We start from the raw sequence: 20465 nt of genomic DNA, 5'->3' as shown, positions 1-20465 counted from the left end.
ATGCCGGAGGGAGAGGATAATGGCGACGCTGGTGTTGACGGTGGCGGGCGGTGCGCTGGGCGGTCCGGTGGGGGCGGCGCTCGGCGCGGCGCTGGGACGGACGGTCGATCGCGAATGGTTGTCCGACGCAGGCACGCGGACGGGCCCTCGGCTGACCGACCTGGCGGTGCAGACCTCGTCCTACGGCACGCAGATCCCGAGGCTGTTCGGGACGATGCGCGTGGCGGGGACGGTCATCTGGTCGACCGACCTGATCGAAAGCAGCAGCACGACCGACGGCGGCAAGGGGCAGCCGGACACGACGCGCTATAGCTATTCGGCGTCCTTCGCCGTTCTCCTGTCGGCGCGGCGCATCCGCACTGTGCGGCGCATCTGGGCCGACGGCAAGCTGTTGCGCGGTGCGGCGGGCGACCTCAAGAGCCGCTGCGCGGCGCTGCGCATCCATGATGGCGGCGAGGCGCAGGCGCCCGATCCGCTGATCGCGTCGCTGGAGACGACCGGCCGGACGCCGGCGCATCGCGGATCGGCCTATGTCGTGTTCGAGGCGCTGCAACTGGCCGATTTCGGCAACCGGATCCCGTCGCTGACCTTCGAGGTCGAGGCCGATGCCGGCGCGGTCGACCTGGGCAGCATCGCCGGCGACGTCTCCGACGGCGCGATCTGCGGCACGGCGGATTTCGGGCTTGCGGGCTTTTCGGCCTATGGCAGCGACATGCGCGGCGTGATCACGCGGCTGAGCGATGCTACCGGAAGCTGGTTCGTGCGCGACGGCGGCGCGGTTCGCTGGATGCGGGGGCCGGGCGAGGCGGCCGTGCTGACCGATCCGGGCGCGCGGCCGGCGGGAGAGCGGGGCGATGCGACGCGGCGGAGCATCGCCGCGGCGTCAAGCGCCGCCGACCGGGTTCTGGTGCGGCATTACGACCCGGCGCGCGATTATCAGGCGGGCGTGCAGCAGGCGGTGCGCCATCGTTGTGGCGCGCACCGCACCGAGCAGATCGAGCTTCCCGCGGTGCTGGGAGCGGTCGAGGCGCGGACCCTTGCCGAAATGGCGCTCGCCCGGGCCGATCTGGGGCGGGAACGGCGCCGGGTGGCGCTGGACTGGACGAAGATCGATATCCTGCCCGGTTCGCGCGTGCGGCTGTCCGGCGAACCGGGGCAATGGCATGTCGCCGGCTGGTCGCTGGAGGCGATGACGCTGATCCTCGATCTGGTGCGGATCGCACCGCCGGAACCGGTGGCCGCGGCGACGTCGGGCAGGGTGGCCGCAGCACCCGACCTGACGATCGGGGCGACGGTGCTGGCGCCGTTCGAACTGCCACTGGTGCGCGACGAACTGTATGCGACGCCGCAACTGGCGATCGTGGCGGCGGGGCAGGGCGCTGGGTGGCGCAGCGCGGCGCTGCTGCTGGACGACGGCGCGGCCGGGGCATGGCGGCCGATCGGGGCGACGGCCCTGCCGGCGGTGATCGGAACGGTGGCGAACGTGCCGGGGACGGCGCCGTCGGCGCTGGAGGATCGCCGCACCGCATTCGAGGTCGAGCTGCTGCACGAGCGGATGGCGTTGACGCAGGCGGACACCGATGCACTGGACGGCGGCGGCAATCTGGCGCTGGCCGGCGACGAACTGCTGCAATTCGCGGAGGCCGAGCAGATCGGCCCGCGCAGGTGGCGACTGCGTCGGCTGTGGCGGGGGCGGCGCGGCACCGAGCATGCGACCGGGCGGCAGAAGGCGGGCGACCGCTTTGCCCTCCTGTCGGCGGACACGGTCAAGCTCGTCGGGACGGACCTGTCGACGCTCGGCCGCGACGTGTCGGTCCAGGCGTCGGGTGTCGGCGATAGCAAAGGGCCGGTCGAAGCGGTTGCCCGGATCGACGGGCGGTCCCTGTTGCCGCCCGGTCCGGTCCACCTGCGCTGGCGGCAATCGGGCGAGGGCGATGTCGTGCTGACCTGGGCGCGGCGCAGTCGCCTCGGCTGGCGCTGGATCGACGGCGCCGACGTGCCGCTGGGCGAAGAAGCGGAGCGCTATCTCGTCTCGCTGAGGCGCGGTGACGGCCGATCGAGCGAGATCGAGGTCGGCGGTCCCAGCCACACGATTCCGGCGGTGGAACGGCCCGCGGAGCCGTTCACCGTCGCCGTCAGGCAGATCGGCGCGCACGGCCGGTCGCTTCCGGCTTCCACGACAATCGCATGAGGGGGACGATGACCCAGGAACAGACCGACCGCCTGGCGCTGCCGCTGTTGCAGCCGGGCCAGGCGCAAAAGGAAATGTTTCACAACGAGGCGCTGACGCTGCTCGACATGCTGGTGCAAGGCGTGGTCGAGTCGGTGTCGGCGGACGACCCGCCGGCCGCGCCGCAAGCGGGACAATGCTGGATCCTGGGCGATGCGCCCGGCGGCGCCTGGGCCGGCATGCCGGGTGCAATCGCCGGGTGGACGGCGGCGGGCTGGCGCTTCGCCGGTCCGCGCATCGGTTGGCGCATGTGGTCGGCCGCGGACCGGACCGCGTACCGCTTCGGTGACGGGGGCTGGATCGCCGATCCGATACGGCCCGAGGCGATCGTGTTCGCGGGCGAACAGGTGCTGGGCCCGCGCCAGCCGGCGATCGCCGCGCCGGCGGACGGCGCCACGGTCGACGTCCAGGCCCGCGCGGCGATCGGCGCCATCCTCTCGGCGCTGCGTGCCCATGGGCTGATCGGGCCGGAATAAGTGTGTTTTTCGGGCAACACCGAGGTAATTTTGTTCGCTTGCGCGGAAACATTCCCTTCGGTAGTGAGTTTGCGCTGTCCGTAGGACGTTTTGAAAGGGGATTAAGATGCGGAAGCTTGCCGTTACTATGGCACTCGCCTCCACCGCGCTCGCCTCCCCCGCGCTTGCCCGCGATAATTCGTGGTATGTAGGTGCGGAAGGTGGCCCGATGATCGTGGAGGACATCGACTACGATATCGGCACGACCGATCAGGGTACCGCAGATCATGACTATGGCTATGACGTCGACGCCACGGTCGGGTATGATTTCGGCGGTTTCCGGCTCGAAGCCGAAGTCGGGTATCGCAACGCCAGCCTAGACAGCTATCGTTCGACCACGACGACGCCGGCTTTTGGCCCGTCTGGTGCGCTGGGCTCCGCTCCCGCGGGTGATTATGGCAATGTCGGCGGTTCGACCTCGGCACTCAGCTACATGGTCAATGGTCTGCTCGACTTCGGTCCGGACGATGGCATTTCCGGCTTTGTCGGCGGTGGTGTCGGCCTCGCTCGGGTCAAGGCGGACGATTATGCCCTGACCTCGGGTGGTCCGTTCCTCGACGACTCCGACACGGTGTTCGCCTATCAGGGCATCGCCGGTGTCCGTGCGCCGCTGAGCGACAATCTGGACGTGACGCTGAAATATCGCTTCTTCACCGCTGACGACGCGAAGATGATCGATGCCACGGGTCGCGAATTCGAGGGCCGGTTCCGGTCGCACAGCATTCTGGGCGGCCTGGTGTATAACTTCGGCGCCGCTCCGCCGCCGCCTCCTCCTCCGCCCCCGCCGCCCCCGCCGCCGCCTCCCCCGCCGCCGCCTCCGCCGGCACCGGAGCCAGAACCGGTGACGTGCACGCCTGGGCCGTACATCGTGTTCTTCGGTTGGGACAAATCGGACATCACGCCGGAAGCCGCGAGCATCCTGGACAACGCCATCTCGGCTTATCAGAGCTGTGGCAATGCGCAGGTCATGCTGGCTGGTCACGCCGACCGGTCGGGTCCGGCTTCCTACAATGTGGGCCTGTCCCAGCGCCGTGCCGACGCCGTTCAGGCGTATCTGACGCAGCGTGGCATTCCCGACTCGGTCATCTCGACCGAAGCGTTCGGCGAGAGCCGTCCGCGTGTCGCGACCGCCGACGGCGTCCGCGAACTGCAGAACCGCCGGGTGGAAATCACCTACGGTCCGGGTTCGGGCATGTAAGCTCCGATGTATCGGAAACCTTGAAGAGGGAGGTCGGGAAACCGGCCTCCCTTTTTCTATGCGGATTCATCGGTGCGCCTGCTGGACTGCACCGCCTGCGCATTTCGCCGGTGCGTCGACCGGTGCACGCCGGGCCTCCGATCCCGATCGCGGTGCGCCGGATGCCGGTATCGCACTCGCCCGACGGACCTGGCGCGAATTCTCCTCCAATCCGACCGCAACGCCGGCCGCACACGCGCCGCATGTCGCGTGCCTGCAGCCTGCCTCTCCCGCGGTCCGCTGCCTGTTGTCTGCTCCTCCCGGATTTCGCCCGGATCGCACTGTTCGGGCAGCGCCCGGTGGAGCTGCCGACGGGTCCGTGTCCCGGACCATCCAGGCACGCTGCCGCCGTCCGAACAGGGATGTGCGGTCGACGCCGAGGCCGCCTGGAAGGCGAATGCTGTCGGCTTTGAACACTGGGCTCCTGCCTTCGCGGGAGCACAAGGTGGGGAAGGAAGGTGAGGTTGGTGCGAGGCTCTTCCTGAGCCGGCCCTGCCCCTGATGCGCGGATGATGCTGGTTGCGGATTCCGGTGCGCGATCGGCCGCCCCCCCCCGCTTGAAGGAAGCGCATGCGCAGAGGTGCGATCGGCGAGTTGCGCGCGTGCAATTCGGAAAACCGCGGGTTGATCGTCGTTACCGCACGGTGGCGTCGTGTCGGACCATGGACGCGGTACAAGGGCTGCAGGGCGCGGCGCGATTGGAGAGGTTCCGCCCAGGCCGCTCCGGCGGCCGCGAATTACGGCCGCGGTCGACCGATCGGCGGTCCGGGCACGCTATCCGGGCAGATCGTCCCGCAAGGCGTCGGCGAGCCAAGGGGGGCGCAGCGCGTCGCCCAGATCCTCCACCCTGCGCAGTTCGACCATGAAGCCGAGGTCCGGATAGACCGCACGTGTGCGCGGCCCCGGTTCGCCGAGCGGACAGACGACCAGGCGCCGGTTCACCTTGTTGCGGTAATGCATGCGGGCGGTGTTTTCCTGACCGATGAAGCAGCCCTTGTCGAAGCTCACCCCGTTCAGCTCGCGCGCATTGCATTCGAGCCACAGCGTCCGGTCCTGACCGAGTTCCGCCACCCCCTCGACCACGCCGAGCGAGAGCCGATGTGCCGGCCAGCGCGTGTCCGGCGGTCCCGCTTGCCCCAGCCAGCGATAGCCGAGATCCGCGAGCCGCGGGTCGGGCACGCCGCGCCCGGATTCCCGCGACCAATGGACGGCGCCCTCCACGGGCGCGATTTCGATATTGCGGCGAAGGCGATACAGCGCCAGCCGCTGGATCAGCGCGTCGCGTTGCGCCGCTTCGCAATCGACGAGCACGGCGTCGCCATCGTCCCATAGCAGGAAATCGAACAGCGCCTTGCCCTGCGCGCCGAGCAGTCCGCACCAGATCGGCGCGGATGGCGCCAGACGGGTGACGTCGCGCGTCACCAATCCCTGAAGGAAGGATCGCGGTTCGTCGCCGGCGATGCGGACGAGGGCGCGATCGGCGAGGCAGGTTCCCGGGCTGGCATCGGTCATGGTGAACAGGTAGGACGCACCATCAGCGCAGGAAAGGGGTATTGCAGATGCCGAGCTACGATCTGAAACTCACCGGCGGCACCGTTCACCTGCCCGGCGGCCCGGTCCACGCCTCGATTTGCGTCAGCGACGGCAGAATCGAGCGGATCGGCGGCGATGGCGATGCCGGAGAAACGATCGACTGCACCGGCCTCGACATCCTGCCGGGCGTCATCGACACCCAGGTCCATTTCCGCGAACCGGGGCTGGAGCACAAGGAGGACCTGGAAAGCGGCAGCCGCTCGGCCGTGCTGGGCGGCGTGACGGCGGTGTTCGAGATGCCGAACACCAAGCCCAACACCGACAGCGCGGAGGCGATCGAGGACAAGCTGACGCGCGCGCGCGACCGGATGTGGTGCGACCATGCCTTCTATGTCGGCGCGACGGCGGCGAATGCGGCGCACCTGAAGGAGCTGGAGCGCCTTCGCGGAACCTGCGGCGTGAAGATCTTCATGGGCGCGTCGACCGGGGACCTTCTCGTCGCCGAAGACGGGGAACTGGCCCGGGTGCTGGCATCCGGCCACAGGCGTGTGGCGATCCACGCCGAGGACGAGGCGCGGATGAACGAACGCGCCCATCTTCGCCGCAAGGGCGACCCCTCCTCGCACCCCGAATGGCGCGACGACGAAAGCGCGATGCTGGCGACGACACGCATCCTGCGGCTGGCGCGCGAGGCCCGGCGGCGCATCCACGTGCTGCATGTGACGACGCCGGCCGAACTCGAACTGCTGGGCCGCAACAAGGATATCGCCTCGTGCGAGGTTACGCCCCAGCATCTGACGCTGGCGGCCGAGGAGGCCTATCCGGCGCTCGGCACGCTGGCGCAGATGAACCCGCCGGTCCGCTCCGCCGCGCATCGCGAAGGCCTGTGGTACTGGTTGGGCCAGGGCGTGCCCGACGTGATCGGTTCGGACCATGCGCCGCATACGCGCGAGGAAAAGGCCGCCGAATATCCGGCGTCGCCCAGCGGCATGCCGGGGGTGCAGACATTGTTGCCGCTGCTGCTCGACCATGTGGCGAACGGACGGCTGACGCTGGAGCGGCTGATCGATCTGACCAGCGCCGGTGCGCAGCGCCTGTTCGGGATCGTCGGCAAGGGGCGGATCGTGTGCGGCTATGACGCCGATTTCACCATCGTCGACCGCAAGCGGCGCTGGACCATCGACGAAGGCTGGGTCGCGTCGCGCGCGGGCTGGTCTCCCTTCACCGGCCGGACGCTGACCGGCAAGCCGATCGGCACGATCATCCGCGGCCGGCGGGTGATGTGGAATGACGAGTTGATCGATCAGGCGACCGGCCGTCCGATCCGGTTCGAGGCGACCGAATTCGGCTGAACCGCCCCGTCAGAAGGGGAACCACTTCTGATGATCGCTGAACTTCATGTAGCCGATATTGGCGCCGAGCCGCCAGCCGACGCCCAGGCGGACGGGGATCAGCACCACGTTGCCCTTGCGTAGATAGCTGGCCGAAAAGCCGCCGACGAAATAGGCGCGCCCCTCCGCCGCCGGGAAGCGTTCGTACAGTTCCTGCGAGTCATAGAGGTTATAGACCAGCACGAAGACCTTGGCCGCGTCGCCGCCGACGTCGAACCCGACCGACGGACCGGTCCAATAGACGGGCATCGATCCTTCGATACGGTGGTGCATGATGCCGGAGCCGTATCGCAGGCCCACGACGAAGGCGCCCGATGCCTCTCGCCCGGCGATATAGGCGTTGGGCTGGCCCTGATCCTTGAGGATGTCCTCGATAATGTCGGCCAGGCCGGCCGCGCCCTTGCCGAACACGCCTTCGGCGGCGCCGATCAGGTCATCGCGGCCGTAGGTGCTGGCCGCATCGGTCGTATCACCGGCGGTAGGGCCGGAAGCCGACTGGCGCTGCGTCGCGGCCTGTTCGGGCGGCGCGACATAATCCGGTCCGCGAACGGGTGCACCGTTCCCGTTCCGGGCCGGGGCCGCCGTCTGCGGCTCGGGCTCGACCGTGGCGGGCGCGGTCGTGGGGGTCCGGTCCTCCGGCTCGCCATAAGGCGGGGCGGGCTCGTAACTCGGCGCTGCGCCGCCGGCGTCGCCCGCGCTCGTCGGGTCGGCTTGCGGCTGTTGCAGGTCGCCATCGATCACGTCGTTCGGATCCACCGTCCGGATCTGCGCGGTCGCAGGCATTGCCGCCATCATCATGACGACCAACCAGACGAGACCAAACGAACGCATTTTCCCTCCCCGCATACGATAAGTATCTCTTACTATGCCGTAACCGGCTTGCGCTGCAATGAACAGGCGATGACGCGAGTCCAATTTGCGACGGGAATTGTCCGGCGCGGCGCGCGCCATGCAATGCGCCATTGATCCGTTCGGCCGCCATCGCTATAGCCCGCGCTTCCGGCCAGGCGCGGAGACGTGGGTGAGTGGCTGAAACCAGCGGTTTGCTAAACCGCCGTACCGGGATTACCGGTACCGAGGGTTCGAATCCCTCCGTCTCCGCCAGCCGCCGGTCTTCGGCGAGCTTTGACGAACCGCCGCAATTAACAAAAACCGCTGAAAAACGGCGCTTTATGCGGGTGAATTATCCGCGGTCGGTCGCGATCGTTCGTCCCAGACCGTAGATATTTTTATGACCACTTTTATGACTAGCTTTTTCCGAATATGTGCCGCATACCTTATTCGAGGTTCTCAGGATGCATGCTCGCGGAAAGCTTCACGTTCGCCAGATTGCCGGTCTGACGAAGCCGGGTGTCTATTCGGATGGCGGAGGACTCTATCTGCGGGTCAGAAGGACCGGTAGTCGGTCATGGCTTTTTATCTGTATGATCAATGGAAAGCGCCGGGAAATGGGACTCGGATCCCTTCTCGATGTCTCCCTCGGACAAGCGCGCGCCAAAGCACTTGAAGCTCGGCAGCTCTTTCTGGAAGGCCGCGATCCTATCGAAGAACGGCGAGAATCGAAGTCGATCGCCGCAACTACGACAGTTTTGTTCGGACCATTCACCGAAGCACTGATTGACGATATTGAATCCGGTTTTCGAAACGAAAAGCATCGTAAGCAGTGGCGGTCGACGCTACGTACGCATGCGGCGCGACTGTTCTCCAAACCCGTTGATGAGATCCAGACAGAAGATGTCGTCGAAGTTCTGCGACCGATTTGGTTGGAACTGCCTGAAACCGCTTCGCGCGTTCGTGGCCGCATTGAGCGCGTGCTCGATGCAGCGAAGGCCAAAGGTCATCGGAGCGGAGAAAATCCGGCGCGCTGGCGTGGGCATCTCGATCTTCTGTTGCCGCGACGGCCTAAGGTGTCGGTTGAGCATCATGCAGCACTACCCTTTATTGAACTAGCTGCTTTCATGGGCGAATTGCGGAGGAGGCCCGCGATCGCTGCACGGGCGCTCGAATTTACGATTTTGACCGCTGCACGCTCTGGCGAGGTTCTCGACGCGACTTGGGGTGAAGTGGATCTGCGTGCCGCTATCTGGACAGTTCCAGGAGAACGAATGAAAGCGGGTCGCGAACATCAGGTGCCTCTGAGTGAAGTGGCCTTAAGCTTGCTGAACTGTTTGGCGAAAGAATCACGCTCGGCCAGCGATCGGATTTTCACCAATACAGATGGCCACAAACTGTCAAACATGGCGATGTCGATGGTTCTTCGTCGGATGAAGTGTCGAAACGTGACTGTACACGGCTTCCGATCGACGTTTCGAGACTGGGCTGGAGAGCGGACGGATTTCCCCCGCGAAGTAGTCGAAATGGCGCTTGCGCACGCCATCGAATCAAAGACTGAGCGAGCTTACAGACGCGGGCGCGCGCTGGAGAAGCGACGCCTCCTTATGGAGGATTGGGCGTCATATTGTGCTCAATTGCGGCGTGGATGAAAATACCTGGGCGCAAAGGGGTGTCCTGATGACGACGTTTTAATCCTACCGCTGGCGTACGGGCGAGGGTTCTCTATTTTAGGATCTGGCACGGTGCTTTGGCATGGCGACTTTGGGCGGTGTTTACGCTCTTCGGGCTCCGCTACGCAGCCCATTGCTTCAGATGCGCTGATGCGCGAGGCAATCGCCGGGCTCTAATCCCAGTTGGGGGAAACTGGGGATCTCGTTATTGCCTCGGCGGCCGCGGTCGGCTTGGGACAGCGATGTTCGTAGTGAAAAGGGATAGCCTGATAAGTGCGGCAGCGGGTTTCTCGCCGATCGTGCTCGGCGCAAGCGCATTCGGGCTGATCGATGCGGTCGTCGGAACTGACCGGCCAATATCAACCAACGACAAGCATCCACAGTCCCATCGCGAACATCATCACATTTTCGGTCAGTGAGACGAAGCCGAGCGGCACGTTCGATCCACCGCCTACGCAAGCGCACTTTAGCTCGCGCTTCTGGATGTAGACGGCGTAAAACACCGAAATCGCGCCCACGCCGCCGATGAACAAGGCGATCGGCACCGACAGCCAGTTCAGCGCGTGCGCGATCATCAGCGCGCCGGCCAGCCCCTCGCCGAACGGGTAGAGATAGGCATAGGGCACCCAGCGTTTGGCGAGCAGGTCGTAGCCAAGAAACATGGTCGCGAAGCCGTCAACATCCTGCAGCTTCTGCATCGCGAGCAGACACATCGAGATGGCGATGAACAGCTCGGCCGTCATCACGCTCAGTAGCGCACCCGTCAGCAGCCAATTGACCGCCAGCGCCATCGCCGCGCCCATGCCGAAGATCGCGATCACCGGCTTGTAGCTGGTCGCGCTCGGGTCCTTCACCGGCTTGCCGAAGAAGCGCCGCAGATCGTCATAGCCGCCGACGCGTTCACCGCCGATAAATGTCTGCGGTGTCGTCTTCACGCCGTTCTTTTCCTTGAACGCGTCGGTTTCCTCGCGCGTGGTCAGGGGATGATCTTCGACCTTGTACCCCTGGCTTTTGAGCAGATGCAGCGTCTTCAACCCGAAGGGACAGACATGCTTGTCCATCACCATCCGGTATACGGTGGCGGCCCTGTCGCGCGTGTTCGGCGCGGTGCTCATGTCGTTCATCGTTTCACCTTTTCGAACAGTTCGACCAGTTCGCCGAACTTAACCTGCTGCTCCGCCGGATCGCCCGACCGGATGGCATCGGCGACGCAGTGTGCGGCATGATCCTTCAAGACCGCGTTTTCGACCTTGGCGAGCGCGGCTTTCACCGCCTGCACCTGATAGAGAATGTCGAGGCAGTAGCGATCGTCCTCGACCATCTGCGCGAGGCCGCGGACCTGTCCTTCTATTCGCCGCAAGCGGTTCACAACGGCACTGCGCATAGTGTGGTCCTCAAGATACCCCTGTAGGGTATAATCGGAATTGGCCGAGTGGGTTTCAACCTCGAGCAATATTGGTCGACGATCGTGGACATTCGACGTCGTCAGCGAGGAAGCGAGCTTTCTGACCCAAGATAGGCGGCGTACATTTTGCCGGCGGCAAGGTCGGAGTTTGACACGGTAACGGTTCGGTTGCCGGCATCGAGAAATCCGAACAGGTCCACCACGCCGCCGATCTTCAGGGTCGCTTTGCCTGCAGCCGCGTCGATTGCCGAAATCCGGCCAAGTTTCCGTCCCTCGGCATCAATAACACGCGTTCCGACATTGGTGCGATCGACGGAGTCGAACCGGTTGGGGAAGGGCAGCGTCGTCAAGCGTCCAGCGCCGGTCTCGAGAATTCGAGCTGCCTCGTCCGGACGCCCTGTCTGGACCGCATGACGCGCCGATTCCACGAATTTATAGGCAGCCTCACCCGCAGGTCCCAGTTCGTCGCGCATGACGCGTCCGAGCCTGCGGGCGTCGTCAAGCGTCTTCATTGCCTCGTGCCGGCGTGACGGGCTCCGCAGCGCCGTTGCTGCCTTTTGAAAGTCCTTTGCAAGGCCCTTGACCAAAGGACGAGGAGAGCGTGCATCTGCCAGCTGCGCGACTTGCGAAGCAGCCGGAAGTGAGGTCGGCAAGGCACCTGCCGATAGAACCGACAACGCAAGAATTGTGTGGGGCGCAATGCGGATCATGGTGGAATTCCTCAATATTATTGTTCGCTGGTGCGAGCTTCTTGCCCGCGGCGCCCGTCGCGTTCGTCCTTGTTCATCTTTTTCAGCATGTCTTCATGTCCCTGGCCGTGTTTCCAGCCGATCGCGACCAGCCAATAGTTCATCGGGTACGTGAAGATGAAGCCAACCATCAGCCCCAAGGCGCCGAAGGTCCAGAAGGCGTAGGTATCGGGCAGCGGCTGAGCACCGACCGTTGCTGGCGTGACAAAGCGCATGACCAGCCCCATCCCCAGCATCACGGTGATCATGGAGAAGAATTCCGCACGGCCGCCCTTCCAAATCGACTCGAACCAGCCATTGTCGTGCATGCGCATCGCCCAGGTCTGGAAGATGAACCAGCCAAGCAGATAGCCGATGAGATATTCGAACCAGAACTCACCCCAGAAGCTGAAGCCTTCGACGCGGGCAAAGACCATTGCCGTCATGATCCCCATGCCGTCGCCGCCGACGCAATGCGTGGCGGACGCGACCACCTTGCGCCACGTCGGTTTCGAATATTGCGTGAAGCGCTCCGTCTTTGCCTTGCGTCCTTGGACGCGTCCGATGTCGCCAGGCCGCGACATCACGAGATAGAGGGCGACACCAACCAGCGAGAAGAAAAAGACGATGATCGGCCAGGCGACCTTCAGCGGTGGATTGAGTGCGCTGTTGGCAGTGTTCGCGTCTATCGCGATCGCAACCGCGCCGATAACTCCGATCGCGTACCAGCTGATCGCAAAGGCCGGCGACGCCATGAATGGCAAGACATGCGCCACCCAGTCGAGAAATCCCATCATTCTTTCTCCCTGTTTTGCGACTGAAAAAAGATCGAGGGGCGCAGGGGGTCCGGCGCGTAACAAATAGGACAACCCCTCGGAATCGCTTGATTCCGGGGAACATCTAGCCTGCGTGACGTTTGAGGTTGCAGGTATCGATGTCGGAGATAGAAGCTGCTCTATTTCGCTTCCTTGGTGGCCCTGATTTTCGCGCTGGCGCTGCTTGGCCAGTTGGCCTCACCTAGTTCTTGGCCGACATCGTGGCCGCAGGCGATGCCGTTTCTCGGCGGTGGTGATCAGGGCGCGCACGCCTGGCAGCGCTATCACATCCGCTATTATTCGATGACGCTGTTGTTCATCGCCTTCGAGATGGAGATGATGTTCATGTATCCCTGGGCGGTCGTCTTCGTCGCCGAGGGGATGAAGGCGATGGTCGAGATGGGTATGTTTCTCGCCATCCTGTCGGTCGGTATCGTCTATGGCTGGCGCGAGGGGGTATTTCGGTGGCAATGAAGGCGCTCGCACGGATCGCGATGCGCGCGCCGATCCCCGTGTTCGTGGCGACAGGGCGGGGTTGGCTTGGCCCGTGCCGGAAACTTGCCGCGAGCGCGGACATCGCGGTCGTCGCGAACATCCGCCAAGCTGCGATCCTCATCGTCGCCGGCGAACCGCGCGACGAGGATCGCGATGCGCTTCGGCGATTGCACGACCAGATGCCGCATCCGCGCGCGACCGCGTGGTGGGGCACGCGCCCGTTCGCCGAGGCCGATTCTGCACTCGAGGTCTCCGCGACCGACGATCCGGGGCCGTTGCTCCGCAGGGCATTCGCCGCACTTCTGGCGCGCGTCCGAGAGAGCGAGCCGGATTGGTTGCCCGATGACCCTCCCAATCCGTGGCGAGGCGAGGGGGATCATGGTCAGGGCGGCAAGGGCATGATGGGCGGAACCCCCTATGGCCGTCCCATGGCGATGACCGCCGACGACTTACGCGACGGGCTGGCGCTCGACAGCTTCAGCTTCACGGTCGGCCCCTTCTATCCAAGCCTTCCGCCTGGTCTCGCGCTCGAGCTGGTGCTGCAGGGCGATATCATTCAGTCGGCGCGTATCGTGCGCCCTCCGCTCGATCCGGGCAAGGGCGCCGCGGACGCGTGCCGGTCGATGATCGTGGGGCGCATGCTGCACCTTCTGGAGCTCGACGCCTTGGCGCGCCGATGCGAAGCGGTGCCGGTCGACGATCGGGACGCGGTCGCCGCTTTGCGACGACGGATCGGCGCGAGCGGCGCCATGCGTGCCATTCCGGACGGGCTCGGCAGGATCGCGGGTGCTGATGCACGCACCCGGTTCACGCGAATGGTCGCGGCGTTGGGCGATGCAGAAGCGTCATCGTTTGCCGGTCCCGGCGGTCGACTCGTCGACCTCCTGCCGGGGCTCGAATGGAGCGAGGCGATGCTTGTCATCAACAGCTTCTCGCATCGCGATCTCGTGGCGCTCGCGCCGCGCGAAGTGGAGCCGGAAGAGCACCGCGAAGGGCATGGGACGTGACCGCGCTCATCGCCGTGCTTCTGCTGCTTGCCGCCGGCATCTGGTTCGGTGCGACGGCCGACGCTGTTGCCGAGGCCGCTGTGGCTGGCCATCCGGTACGGGCCGCTCTGACGTCACCGTTCCGTCGCGCCGCACTGATGCTTTCGCGCCAGGCGATCGCGACCGAACATCCCGACAGGCTCAATCGTTTGCTCGCGCCAGCCTGTTATCTCGTGCTGGCCGCCGCCGGCCTTTCGGTCATACCGTTCGCGCCCGGGATGGCGGTTACCGATATCGCCACGGGTCTCGTGCTGTGGGGCGCTTGCGAGGCGTTGGTGGTTGTGGTGGTCTTTCTGAATGGCTGGTCGGCCAATGCGCCATTGCCGCTTATCGGCGGATACCGTTATGTCGCGATCGGCCTGCCGGCGATGCTGATCAGCATGTTCGTTCTGATCGGCGCGGCGCTACCTGCACAATCGCTGGGAGTCGGCGCCGTCGTCGAATCGCAGCGGGTGCTCATCAACGCCGTCCGGCAGCCGCTCGGATTGCCTCTGTTTCTGCTGCTCGGCCTGTCGATCACGTTGCGCGGGCCGTTCGACTATGGCGACTCGGCGGACCTCGCCGGCGGCACGCATGCCGAGGCCTCAGGTGCACATCGGCTGTTGTGGCGCGCTGCCAAGCTCGCGATGCTGACCGCCTTTTCCGCGATGGCGGCGACGGTGTTTCTCGGCGGGTATCTCGGAACCGTGCTGCCCGGCCCGGCGTGGCTCGTGCTGAAGACCGCTCTCGTCATGCTCGTTCTGGTCGCGATCACGCATCTGGTGGCGCGCGTGCCGCCGGCGCGGATGCTCACCTGGCTGTGGACGGTGTTGTTGCCGCTGTCCTTCGTCGATCTTGTCTGGGCGGGACTGGAGGCAATGCGATGACCCTCAGCGATATCGCCTTTTGGCTGTTTTCGGCAGGCGCCGTTTGGACCGCGTGGCGTGTGTTTCGCACCGATTCGATGGTCCGCGCCTCATTCGCGCTGATGCTCTCCTTCTTCTGCGTCGCGGCGATCCTGCTGCTCCTGTCCGCGCCCTATCTCGGCATCGCGACGATCTTCATGATGGCCGTCGAGATGATGGTCATGGCGCTGTTCATGGTCATGTTCATGATGAACCCGGCCGGCCTCAACCCGATGATGATGGTGCATCAGCATAAGGTATCGATCGGTGCCGGCGTGGCGGCCTTTGCCGGGTTGGGCGCGGCGGCTCTCCTGACCGATCTGCCCCATCACGCGGTCGCCGCCGGCAAGCCGGTGATTCGCGACCTCGGAACCGAACTGCTCGGCGGGTCGATGCTGATTTTCGAGACCGCGGGGATCACGCTCCTGGCGACGATGGTGGCGACGGTGGTGCTGTCGAGCCGGTCGGGGCGGTTTGGTGCCGCCGATGAGGGATCACGCCCGCCGGGCCTCGAACCCGGCGGCAAGCCCGCCGGCCGGGCGCCGGAGCGAGATAGCGATCATTCGCACCATGCGGAGCATGGCGGATGACTTTGACCGCGATCCTGCTCGTGGCCGCCGCGCTGATCGGCATCGGGCTGTACGGCGCGTTGTCGCAGCAATCGTTCGTCATGCTGATGATGGGGCTCGAACTGATCCTCAACGGGGTGCTGCTGATCGCGGTCGGATTCTGGTCGCTGGGTCTTGGCGGCCCGCCGCGCGGGCAATTGCTCGCGATCGTGGTGATGGCGGTGATGGCGATCGAGATGGCGGTCGGTTTCGCACTCGTCACCGCCGTCTACCGGAAGCGCCAAGCCGACACGACCGAGGGACTGGAGACGATGAAGCACTGATGTTGTGGCTACCCGCCCTCGTGCCGATCATCGGCGCTGCCGCGATCTTCGCCTGGCCTTCCGAACGGCGGATGGGGCTCGGCGCAGCGGGTGTCTTGGTACTCACGGCGACCCTCGCCCTCGCGGTTCTCGCTGCGACGCAAGGCTGGAGCGAGGCGCTCGAATGGGGCGGGCCGCTGCGCCTGATCGCGGTGCTGACGCCGCTTTCGTCCATTGTCGCAATCCTCGTGCCGGGGGTTGCGCTGGCAGTCGTGCTTTATGCCGCCGCGCATGAGGCGGAGCGCGGATTGCGGCGGTTATTGGCGCTTATGGTCGCTTTTGCCGGCGCGATGGAGTTGCTCGTGATCGCCGGGGATTTCGTCACGCTGCTCCTCGGCTGGGAACTGGTCGGCGCCTGTTCCTGGGCGCTGATCGGGCATCGCTGGCGCGACGCGGACGTGCCCGCGTCGGCGAACTACGCCTTTGTCGTGACGCGATTCGGCGATCTCGGCCTGTTCCTGGCCGGGATGGCATGTTTCGCCGCGACCGGGCGTTTTGCCTTCTCCTCGCTCGCGGTCATGCATGGCCCGGCGCTTGGCGTGGTCGCGGCGGGCCTGCTCTTGTCTGCAGCCGCGAAATCGGGGCAGGTGCCCTTCGCGCCCTGGCTGTTCCGGGCGATGGCCGGCCCGACCTCGGTGTCGGCCCTGCTTCATGCCGCGACGATGGTGGCGGCAGGCGCGTTCCTGCTCGCGCGGCTGTGGGAACCGCTTCACGCGGTCGACTGGTTCGGCCCGGCGACGATCGCGATCGGCCTCGCCACCGCGCTCGCCGGAGGGATCGTCGGGTTCGCGCAGTTCCACGCCAAGAAGCTCCTGGCGGCGTCGACCTCGGCGCATTTCGGGCTGATGTTCGTCGCGGTCGGCGCGGGATTTCCGGGTGTCGCCGTTCTCCACCTCGTCGCCCATGCCGCATTCAAGGCACCGCTGTTCCTGTCCGCCGGTGTGGCCGAACATGCGGTCGGCAGCTACGATTTGCGCCGGATGCGCCTCGGACGCGTCGTGCCCTGGACCGCGGCGGTCGCGCTCGTCGCCGGACTGGCGCTGGCCGGATTGCCGCCGCTCGGCGGGGGCTGGACGAAGGATGCGATCGTCAGCGCCGCCGAGGCCCGGCAAGGATTGCCCCTTGCGCTTGCCGTCATCCTCGCCGGCGGGTTGAGCGCGGCCTATGCGGCACGCTTTGTTACGCTCGGCTTTGGTTTGGGGGAAAAACACCAGCTCACCTCGCCGCGGGCCGCCGAGCGCGTTGGGCTTGGGCTGTTCGCGGTGGCAACGCTGGCATTGTCGCTGTTGTGGCTGCCGGGCGTCGAAGCGGCGACGGCGCGGCTGCTGGCGGCGGATTTTCCCGAACGGAGCGGCACCGGCTTGCTGTTGTCGCTCGCATTCGTGGTGACAGGACTGGTGGTCGGCGTCCGGGGGGTACGGATCGAGTTTCCGGGATGGATCGCCGAATGGTTCGGGCTGCCGTTACTGATCGACCGGCTTGTTGTACGCCCGGCCGTTCGCTTCGCCGAAAGCCTCGCGGGCGTCGACGACCGTCTGATCGATTGGGGCGTCGCCTGGACGTCTCGTCTGGCGGGCGTCATCGCGCGCCTCGGCGACAATGTCGGCGAGCGGCTTGCCGACCTGCTGCCGCACGGCAGCGCGCGCGCGGTGTCGATGACCGGCCTGAAATCGATGAAGCTCCAGACCGGACTCTCGCACCATTATTATCTGCTCATCGCGGGTGGAGGAGCAGGGATGCTCCTGTTGCTGTTCTTGTGGAGGTGACATGCTGACGATCGCGATCCTGCTGCCGCTTGCCGCCGCGCTCGCGCTGTTCATGATTCCCTCGCTTGGCGCGCGGGCATCGCGCGGCATCGCCATTGGAGTAGCGGCCGTGCCGCTCATATTGCTGGCGGTTGTCGCGGCGCGGTTCTTCGGCGGCGGTGCGCAGCCGGCGTTCGTCGCGACCGCCGAATGGCCGTGGATTCCGGCGCTCGGCATCGCCTGGCGGGTGGGCGTCGACGGCGTTGCCATCGCGATCGCCCTGATGAGCGCGCTCTTGTTCGTCGCGGCGATCGCCTGGCCGATCCGTCTCGATCGCGAGCCAAGGCATTATTACGCCTGGATGCTCTTCCTGCTCGGCGTCTCGCTCGGCGTATTCCTCGTTCTTGACCTGATCCTGTTCTACGTGTTCTTCGACCTGAGCCTGGTCGGCATGTATTTCCTGATCGGGCGGTGGGGCCATGGCGACGCGCAGGCCGCCGCGACCAAATTCTTCATCTATACGCTGCTCGGCTCGCTCGCGATCCTGCTGGCGATCATCGGGCTAGCGCTCTCGGGCGGGGGGCCGCTGACCTTCGACATGCGCACGTTGATCGTGCGCCAGCCGCTCGGCGGCGTCGATCCGCGGAGTTCGCTGATCCTGTTCGGTTTCGTGCTCGGCTTCGCGATCAAGACGCCGCTCTTTCCCGTCCATACTTGGCTTCCGCCCGCGCATGTCAACGCGCCGGGGCCGGTCTCGGCGATCCTCGCCGGCGTGCTCCTCAAAATGGGCACCTACGGCCTGGTGCGCATTCCGCTGTCGATGATGCGCGAGACCGTTGCCGCCTATGCGCTGCCGCTGGCGATCCTCGCGCTCGTCTCCATCCTGTGGGGGGCGTTCGTCGCCTTGGCGCAGAGCGATCTGAAGCGCCGGATCGCCTACACCTCGGTCAATCACATGGGCTACACCGTGCTCGGGATCGCGGTTGCCGGTGCGTTGGCGAGCGGCGATGCCGCCGCGCACCGCCTCGCGCTCGACGGCGCGGTGGTCGAGATGGTCGCACACGGCCTCATCACCGGCTCTTTGTTCCTGATCGCGGGCGCGTTCTGGCAGCGCACGCGCGACTATGATCTCGACCATTATGGCGGCTTGGCCGACGTGGCGCCGCGCCTGACGGCGCTGACCATCGTCGCCGCTTTCGCCAGTCTGGGCCTGCCCGCGCTTGCCGGCTTCGTCGCCGAGTTCCAGATTTTTGCCGGAACCTTCGCCACTTGGCCGTGGATCGCGGCGATCGGCCTGCTGGGCGTGCTCATTACGGCCGCCTTGTTCCTGAACATGCTTCGCCGGCTCTTTTTCGGTGACCTGCCAAAAGAGCGTCAGGGATTTGTCGATCTCGGCCGCATCGAAACCGCGATCCTCTCCGTTCTGCTCGGGCTCGTGCTGGCGATCGGCGTCTATCCGCGACCACTGCTCGCGCTGATCGGTTTCGGCACTGTCCCGATCGTCGCGGAGCGCTGAGGTGCCGATAGGCGACATCGCCCCCGAAATCGCGCTCGTCCTGAGCGCCGTCGCGATCGTCCTGCTCGCTACGTTCCTGCCGCGCGCGCAGCAGCGGCTGTGCGCCTTTGTCGCGCTGGCGGGCGGGTTGGTGGCGCTGGCGTTGGTCGCCATCCAACTCCGCACGCCGGTACGCGAGACGTTTTCGGGCCTGTGGGTGATTGATCCGGCGTCGATCTGGGCGCGACTTCTGATCCTCGCCGTTACGCTCGCGGTCACCATGATGAGCATCGGCTGGTTCCGCGCCGATCAACGCGAGGGCGAATATTATGCGCTGCTCCTGCTGTCGGCGCTGGGCGCGATGATCCTCGCCGGTGCGACCGACCTGTTGCAGCTCGTCATGGGAATCCTGCTGTCCTCGGTGACCGGCTATACGCTCGCCGCCTATCACCGCGACTGGGCGCTGTCGGTCGAGGCGGGAATGAAATATTTCCTGATCGGCGCGCTCGCCAATGCCGTGCTGATGGTGGGCGTGGCGTTGCTGTTCGGCCTGCTCGGCGATTCGAGCTATGCCGCCATGGCGGCGGCGCTAGGCACAACGGCGCCATCGCCGCTGCTGCTGGTCGGTTTCGCGCTGACAGTCGTCGGCGTGGCGTTCAAACTCGGGGCGGTGCCCGTGCATAGCTGGATGCCCGATGTCGCCGAGGGTGCGCCGGCGCCGGTCGCGGCGTTCCTGACGATCGCGCCCAAGATCGGCGGCGCCATCGCGCTCGCGCGGCTGGTGACGCTGTTCGGCGGCATCGACGCCGGCGTCCGGCCGTTGGTCGCCGCGCTGGCGGTAGCGACGATGACGCTCGGCAATCTCGCCGCGCTATGGCAATCGGACGTGCGGCGATTGCTCGGCTGGTCTTCGGTGTCGCAATCTGGCTATGCGCTGATGGCGGTGACGATCGTCGGGCTCGTGCCCGATGCCACGGCGGCGCTGCTGCTATTCCTGGCAGGGTATGCGGCGGCGAACCTGACCGCGTTCGGCGCGGTGATCCACCTGCGCGGACGCACCGCGATCGAGGATTATGCCGGTTTTGCTGGACGGCGACCTTTTACCGCGGCCGCGCTGGCGCTGGCGCTGCTCTCCCTGGTCGGTGTTCCGCCGCTCGCTGGTTTCGTCGGCAAGTTGTTGCTGTTCAAGACGACCATCGCGGCCGGCTATGCCTGGCTCGCCGCGATCGCGGTCGCGAATACCGTGATATCGCTCTTCTACTATCTGCGTGTTCTCGCCCGAATGTATTTCGGCGAGCGGGGAGGCAATGCCCGGATACTCGGCGGATGGAGCGGTGCCGCGTTGGCGATAGGCGCGGTCGGGGTGACCGGTATAGGAATTTTTGCCGGATTGGTGCTGGCAGCATTTTGATCCACGCCCACCCGCCGTCACGGAAATACTCTCTCGGGTGAGGGGAAAGGCCGCAAGGTGACGTAATGGAATTGAGGCCTTGCGTGAGGCGCGACAAGAA

19 protein-coding genes and 1 tRNA gene are annotated in these 20465 nt (G+C 65.7%); 14 read left to right on the top strand and 6 right to left on the bottom strand.

Annotation, left to right across the window (positions count from 1 at the left end):
• Window positions 1-19: 19 nt before the first annotated feature.
• The 3 genes from RPR59_RS14015 to RPR59_RS14005 all read left to right on the top strand — a co-directional run bounded on the left by RPR59_RS14015 (window position 20) and on the right by RPR59_RS14005 (window position 3943).
• The gene (locus RPR59_RS14015) at window positions 20-2191 is read left to right on the top strand and encodes a phage tail protein (RefSeq protein ID WP_313915069.1); all 2172 of its coding nucleotides are present in this window, start codon (window positions 20-22) and stop codon (window positions 2189-2191) included.
• A gap of 8 nt (window positions 2192-2199) precedes the next feature.
• Window positions 2200-2706, top strand: coding sequence for a DUF2793 domain-containing protein (locus RPR59_RS14010; RefSeq protein ID WP_313915067.1), 507 nt, complete (start codon window positions 2200-2202; stop codon window positions 2704-2706).
• 106 nt (window positions 2707-2812) lie between these two features.
• Window positions 2813-3943 carry an OmpA family protein gene (locus tag RPR59_RS14005; RefSeq protein ID WP_313915065.1) on the top strand — a complete coding sequence of 377 codons (1131 nt, stop codon included), beginning with the start codon at window positions 2813-2815 and terminating at the stop codon, window positions 3941-3943.
• A gap of 813 nt (window positions 3944-4756) precedes the next feature.
• On the opposite strand, the gene ygfZ is transcribed toward RPR59_RS14005, so the two are convergent.
• On the bottom strand, window positions 4757-5494 hold the full coding sequence (gene ygfZ / locus RPR59_RS14000; RefSeq protein WP_313915063.1) for a CAF17-like 4Fe-4S cluster assembly/insertion protein YgfZ: 738 nt from the start codon (window positions 5492-5494) through the stop codon (window positions 4757-4759).
• Window positions 5495-5541: 47 nt separating this feature from the next.
• Between ygfZ and RPR59_RS13995 the strand changes: the two genes are divergently transcribed.
• Entirely contained in the window at window positions 5542-6867 is a 1326-nt protein-coding gene (locus RPR59_RS13995; RefSeq protein ID WP_313915061.1) for a dihydroorotase, read from the top strand.
• A 9-nt stretch (window positions 6868-6876) separates the two neighbouring features.
• Here the strand turns inward: RPR59_RS13995 and RPR59_RS13990 are convergent, their stop codons facing one another.
• Window positions 6877-7737 (bottom strand): DUF1134 domain-containing protein, encoded by an 861-nt coding sequence (locus tag RPR59_RS13990; protein WP_313915059.1) that lies wholly within the window; start codon window positions 7735-7737, stop codon window positions 6877-6879.
• Window positions 7738-7917: 180 nt separating this feature from the next.
• Between RPR59_RS13990 and RPR59_RS13985 the strand changes: the two genes are divergently transcribed.
• Window positions 7918-8010 (top strand) — tRNA-Ser (locus RPR59_RS13985).
• 191 nt (window positions 8011-8201) lie between these two features.
• Window positions 8202-9389 carry a tyrosine-type recombinase/integrase gene (locus tag RPR59_RS13980; protein ID WP_133494311.1) on the top strand — a complete coding sequence of 396 codons (1188 nt, stop codon included), beginning with the start codon at window positions 8202-8204 and terminating at the stop codon, window positions 9387-9389.
• 380 nt (window positions 9390-9769) lie between these two features.
• On the opposite strand, the gene RPR59_RS13975 is transcribed toward RPR59_RS13980, so the two are convergent.
• The 4 genes from RPR59_RS13975 to RPR59_RS13960 all read right to left on the bottom strand — a co-directional run bounded on the left by RPR59_RS13975 (window position 9770) and on the right by RPR59_RS13960 (window position 12340).
• Window positions 9770-10534: a MauE/DoxX family redox-associated membrane protein gene (locus RPR59_RS13975; protein ID WP_425326415.1), complete on the bottom strand. Its 765-nt coding sequence runs from the start codon at window positions 10532-10534 to the stop codon at window positions 9770-9772.
• The gene (locus RPR59_RS13970; protein ID WP_133494310.1) at window positions 10531-10794 is read right to left on the bottom strand and encodes a metal-sensitive transcriptional regulator; all 264 of its coding nucleotides are present in this window, start codon (window positions 10792-10794) and stop codon (window positions 10531-10533) included. Before RPR59_RS13970 ends, RPR59_RS13975 begins: the two co-directional genes overlap by 4 nt.
• 101 nt (window positions 10795-10895) lie before the next feature.
• Window positions 10896-11525, bottom strand: coding sequence for a hypothetical protein (locus RPR59_RS13965; RefSeq protein ID WP_133494309.1), 630 nt, complete (start codon window positions 11523-11525; stop codon window positions 10896-10898).
• 17 nt (window positions 11526-11542) lie between these two features.
• A complete protein-coding gene (locus RPR59_RS13960) occupies window positions 11543-12340 on the bottom strand; it encodes a DUF4396 domain-containing protein (protein WP_313915056.1) in 798 nt (265 codons plus the stop codon).
• Window positions 12341-12514: 174 nt separating this feature from the next.
• On the opposite strand from RPR59_RS13960, the gene RPR59_RS13955 reads away from it, so the two are divergent.
• From RPR59_RS13955 to RPR59_RS13920, 8 genes are read left to right on the top strand one after another with little or no spacing between them, the layout of a single operon-like run.
• Entirely contained in the window at window positions 12515-12832 is a 318-nt protein-coding gene (locus tag RPR59_RS13955; protein WP_211338462.1) for an NADH-quinone oxidoreductase subunit A, read from the top strand.
• A 20-nt stretch (window positions 12833-12852) separates the two neighbouring features.
• Window positions 12853-13860, top strand: a complete 1008-nt coding sequence (locus tag RPR59_RS13950; protein ID WP_313915052.1) for a hypothetical protein — start codon at window positions 12853-12855, stop codon at window positions 13858-13860.
• Window positions 13857-14765 carry an NADH-quinone oxidoreductase subunit H gene (locus RPR59_RS13945; RefSeq protein WP_211338461.1) on the top strand — a complete coding sequence of 303 codons (909 nt, stop codon included), beginning with the start codon at window positions 13857-13859 and terminating at the stop codon, window positions 14763-14765. Before RPR59_RS13950 ends, RPR59_RS13945 begins: the two co-directional genes overlap by 4 nt.
• Window positions 14762-15373, top strand: coding sequence for an NADH-quinone oxidoreductase subunit J family protein (locus RPR59_RS13940; protein ID WP_133494305.1), 612 nt, complete (start codon window positions 14762-14764; stop codon window positions 15371-15373). Before RPR59_RS13945 ends, RPR59_RS13940 begins: the two co-directional genes overlap by 4 nt.
• Window positions 15370-15675 (top strand): NADH-quinone oxidoreductase subunit NuoK, encoded by a 306-nt coding sequence (gene nuoK / locus RPR59_RS13935; RefSeq protein WP_133494304.1) that lies wholly within the window; start codon window positions 15370-15372, stop codon window positions 15673-15675. Before RPR59_RS13940 ends, nuoK begins: the two co-directional genes overlap by 4 nt.
• Window positions 15675-17480, top strand: coding sequence for an NADH-quinone oxidoreductase subunit 5 family protein (locus tag RPR59_RS13930; protein ID WP_133494303.1), 1806 nt, complete (start codon window positions 15675-15677; stop codon window positions 17478-17480). Before nuoK ends, RPR59_RS13930 begins: the two co-directional genes overlap by 1 nt.
• A gap of 1 nt (window position 17481) precedes the next feature.
• Entirely contained in the window at window positions 17482-18975 is a 1494-nt protein-coding gene (locus tag RPR59_RS13925) for a complex I subunit 4 family protein (RefSeq protein WP_133494302.1), read from the top strand.
• A 1-nt stretch (window position 18976) separates the two neighbouring features.
• The gene (locus tag RPR59_RS13920) at window positions 18977-20365 is read left to right on the top strand and encodes an NADH-quinone oxidoreductase subunit N (RefSeq protein WP_133494301.1); all 1389 of its coding nucleotides are present in this window, start codon (window positions 18977-18979) and stop codon (window positions 20363-20365) included.
• Window positions 20366-20465 lie beyond the last annotated feature (100 nt).

Source organism: Stakelama saccharophila, assembly GCF_032229225.1.
Taxonomy (GTDB): Bacteria; Pseudomonadota; Alphaproteobacteria; order Sphingomonadales; family Sphingomonadaceae; genus Sphingomonas; species Sphingomonas saccharophila.
This window is presented reverse-complemented; position numbering and strand designations above follow the sequence as displayed.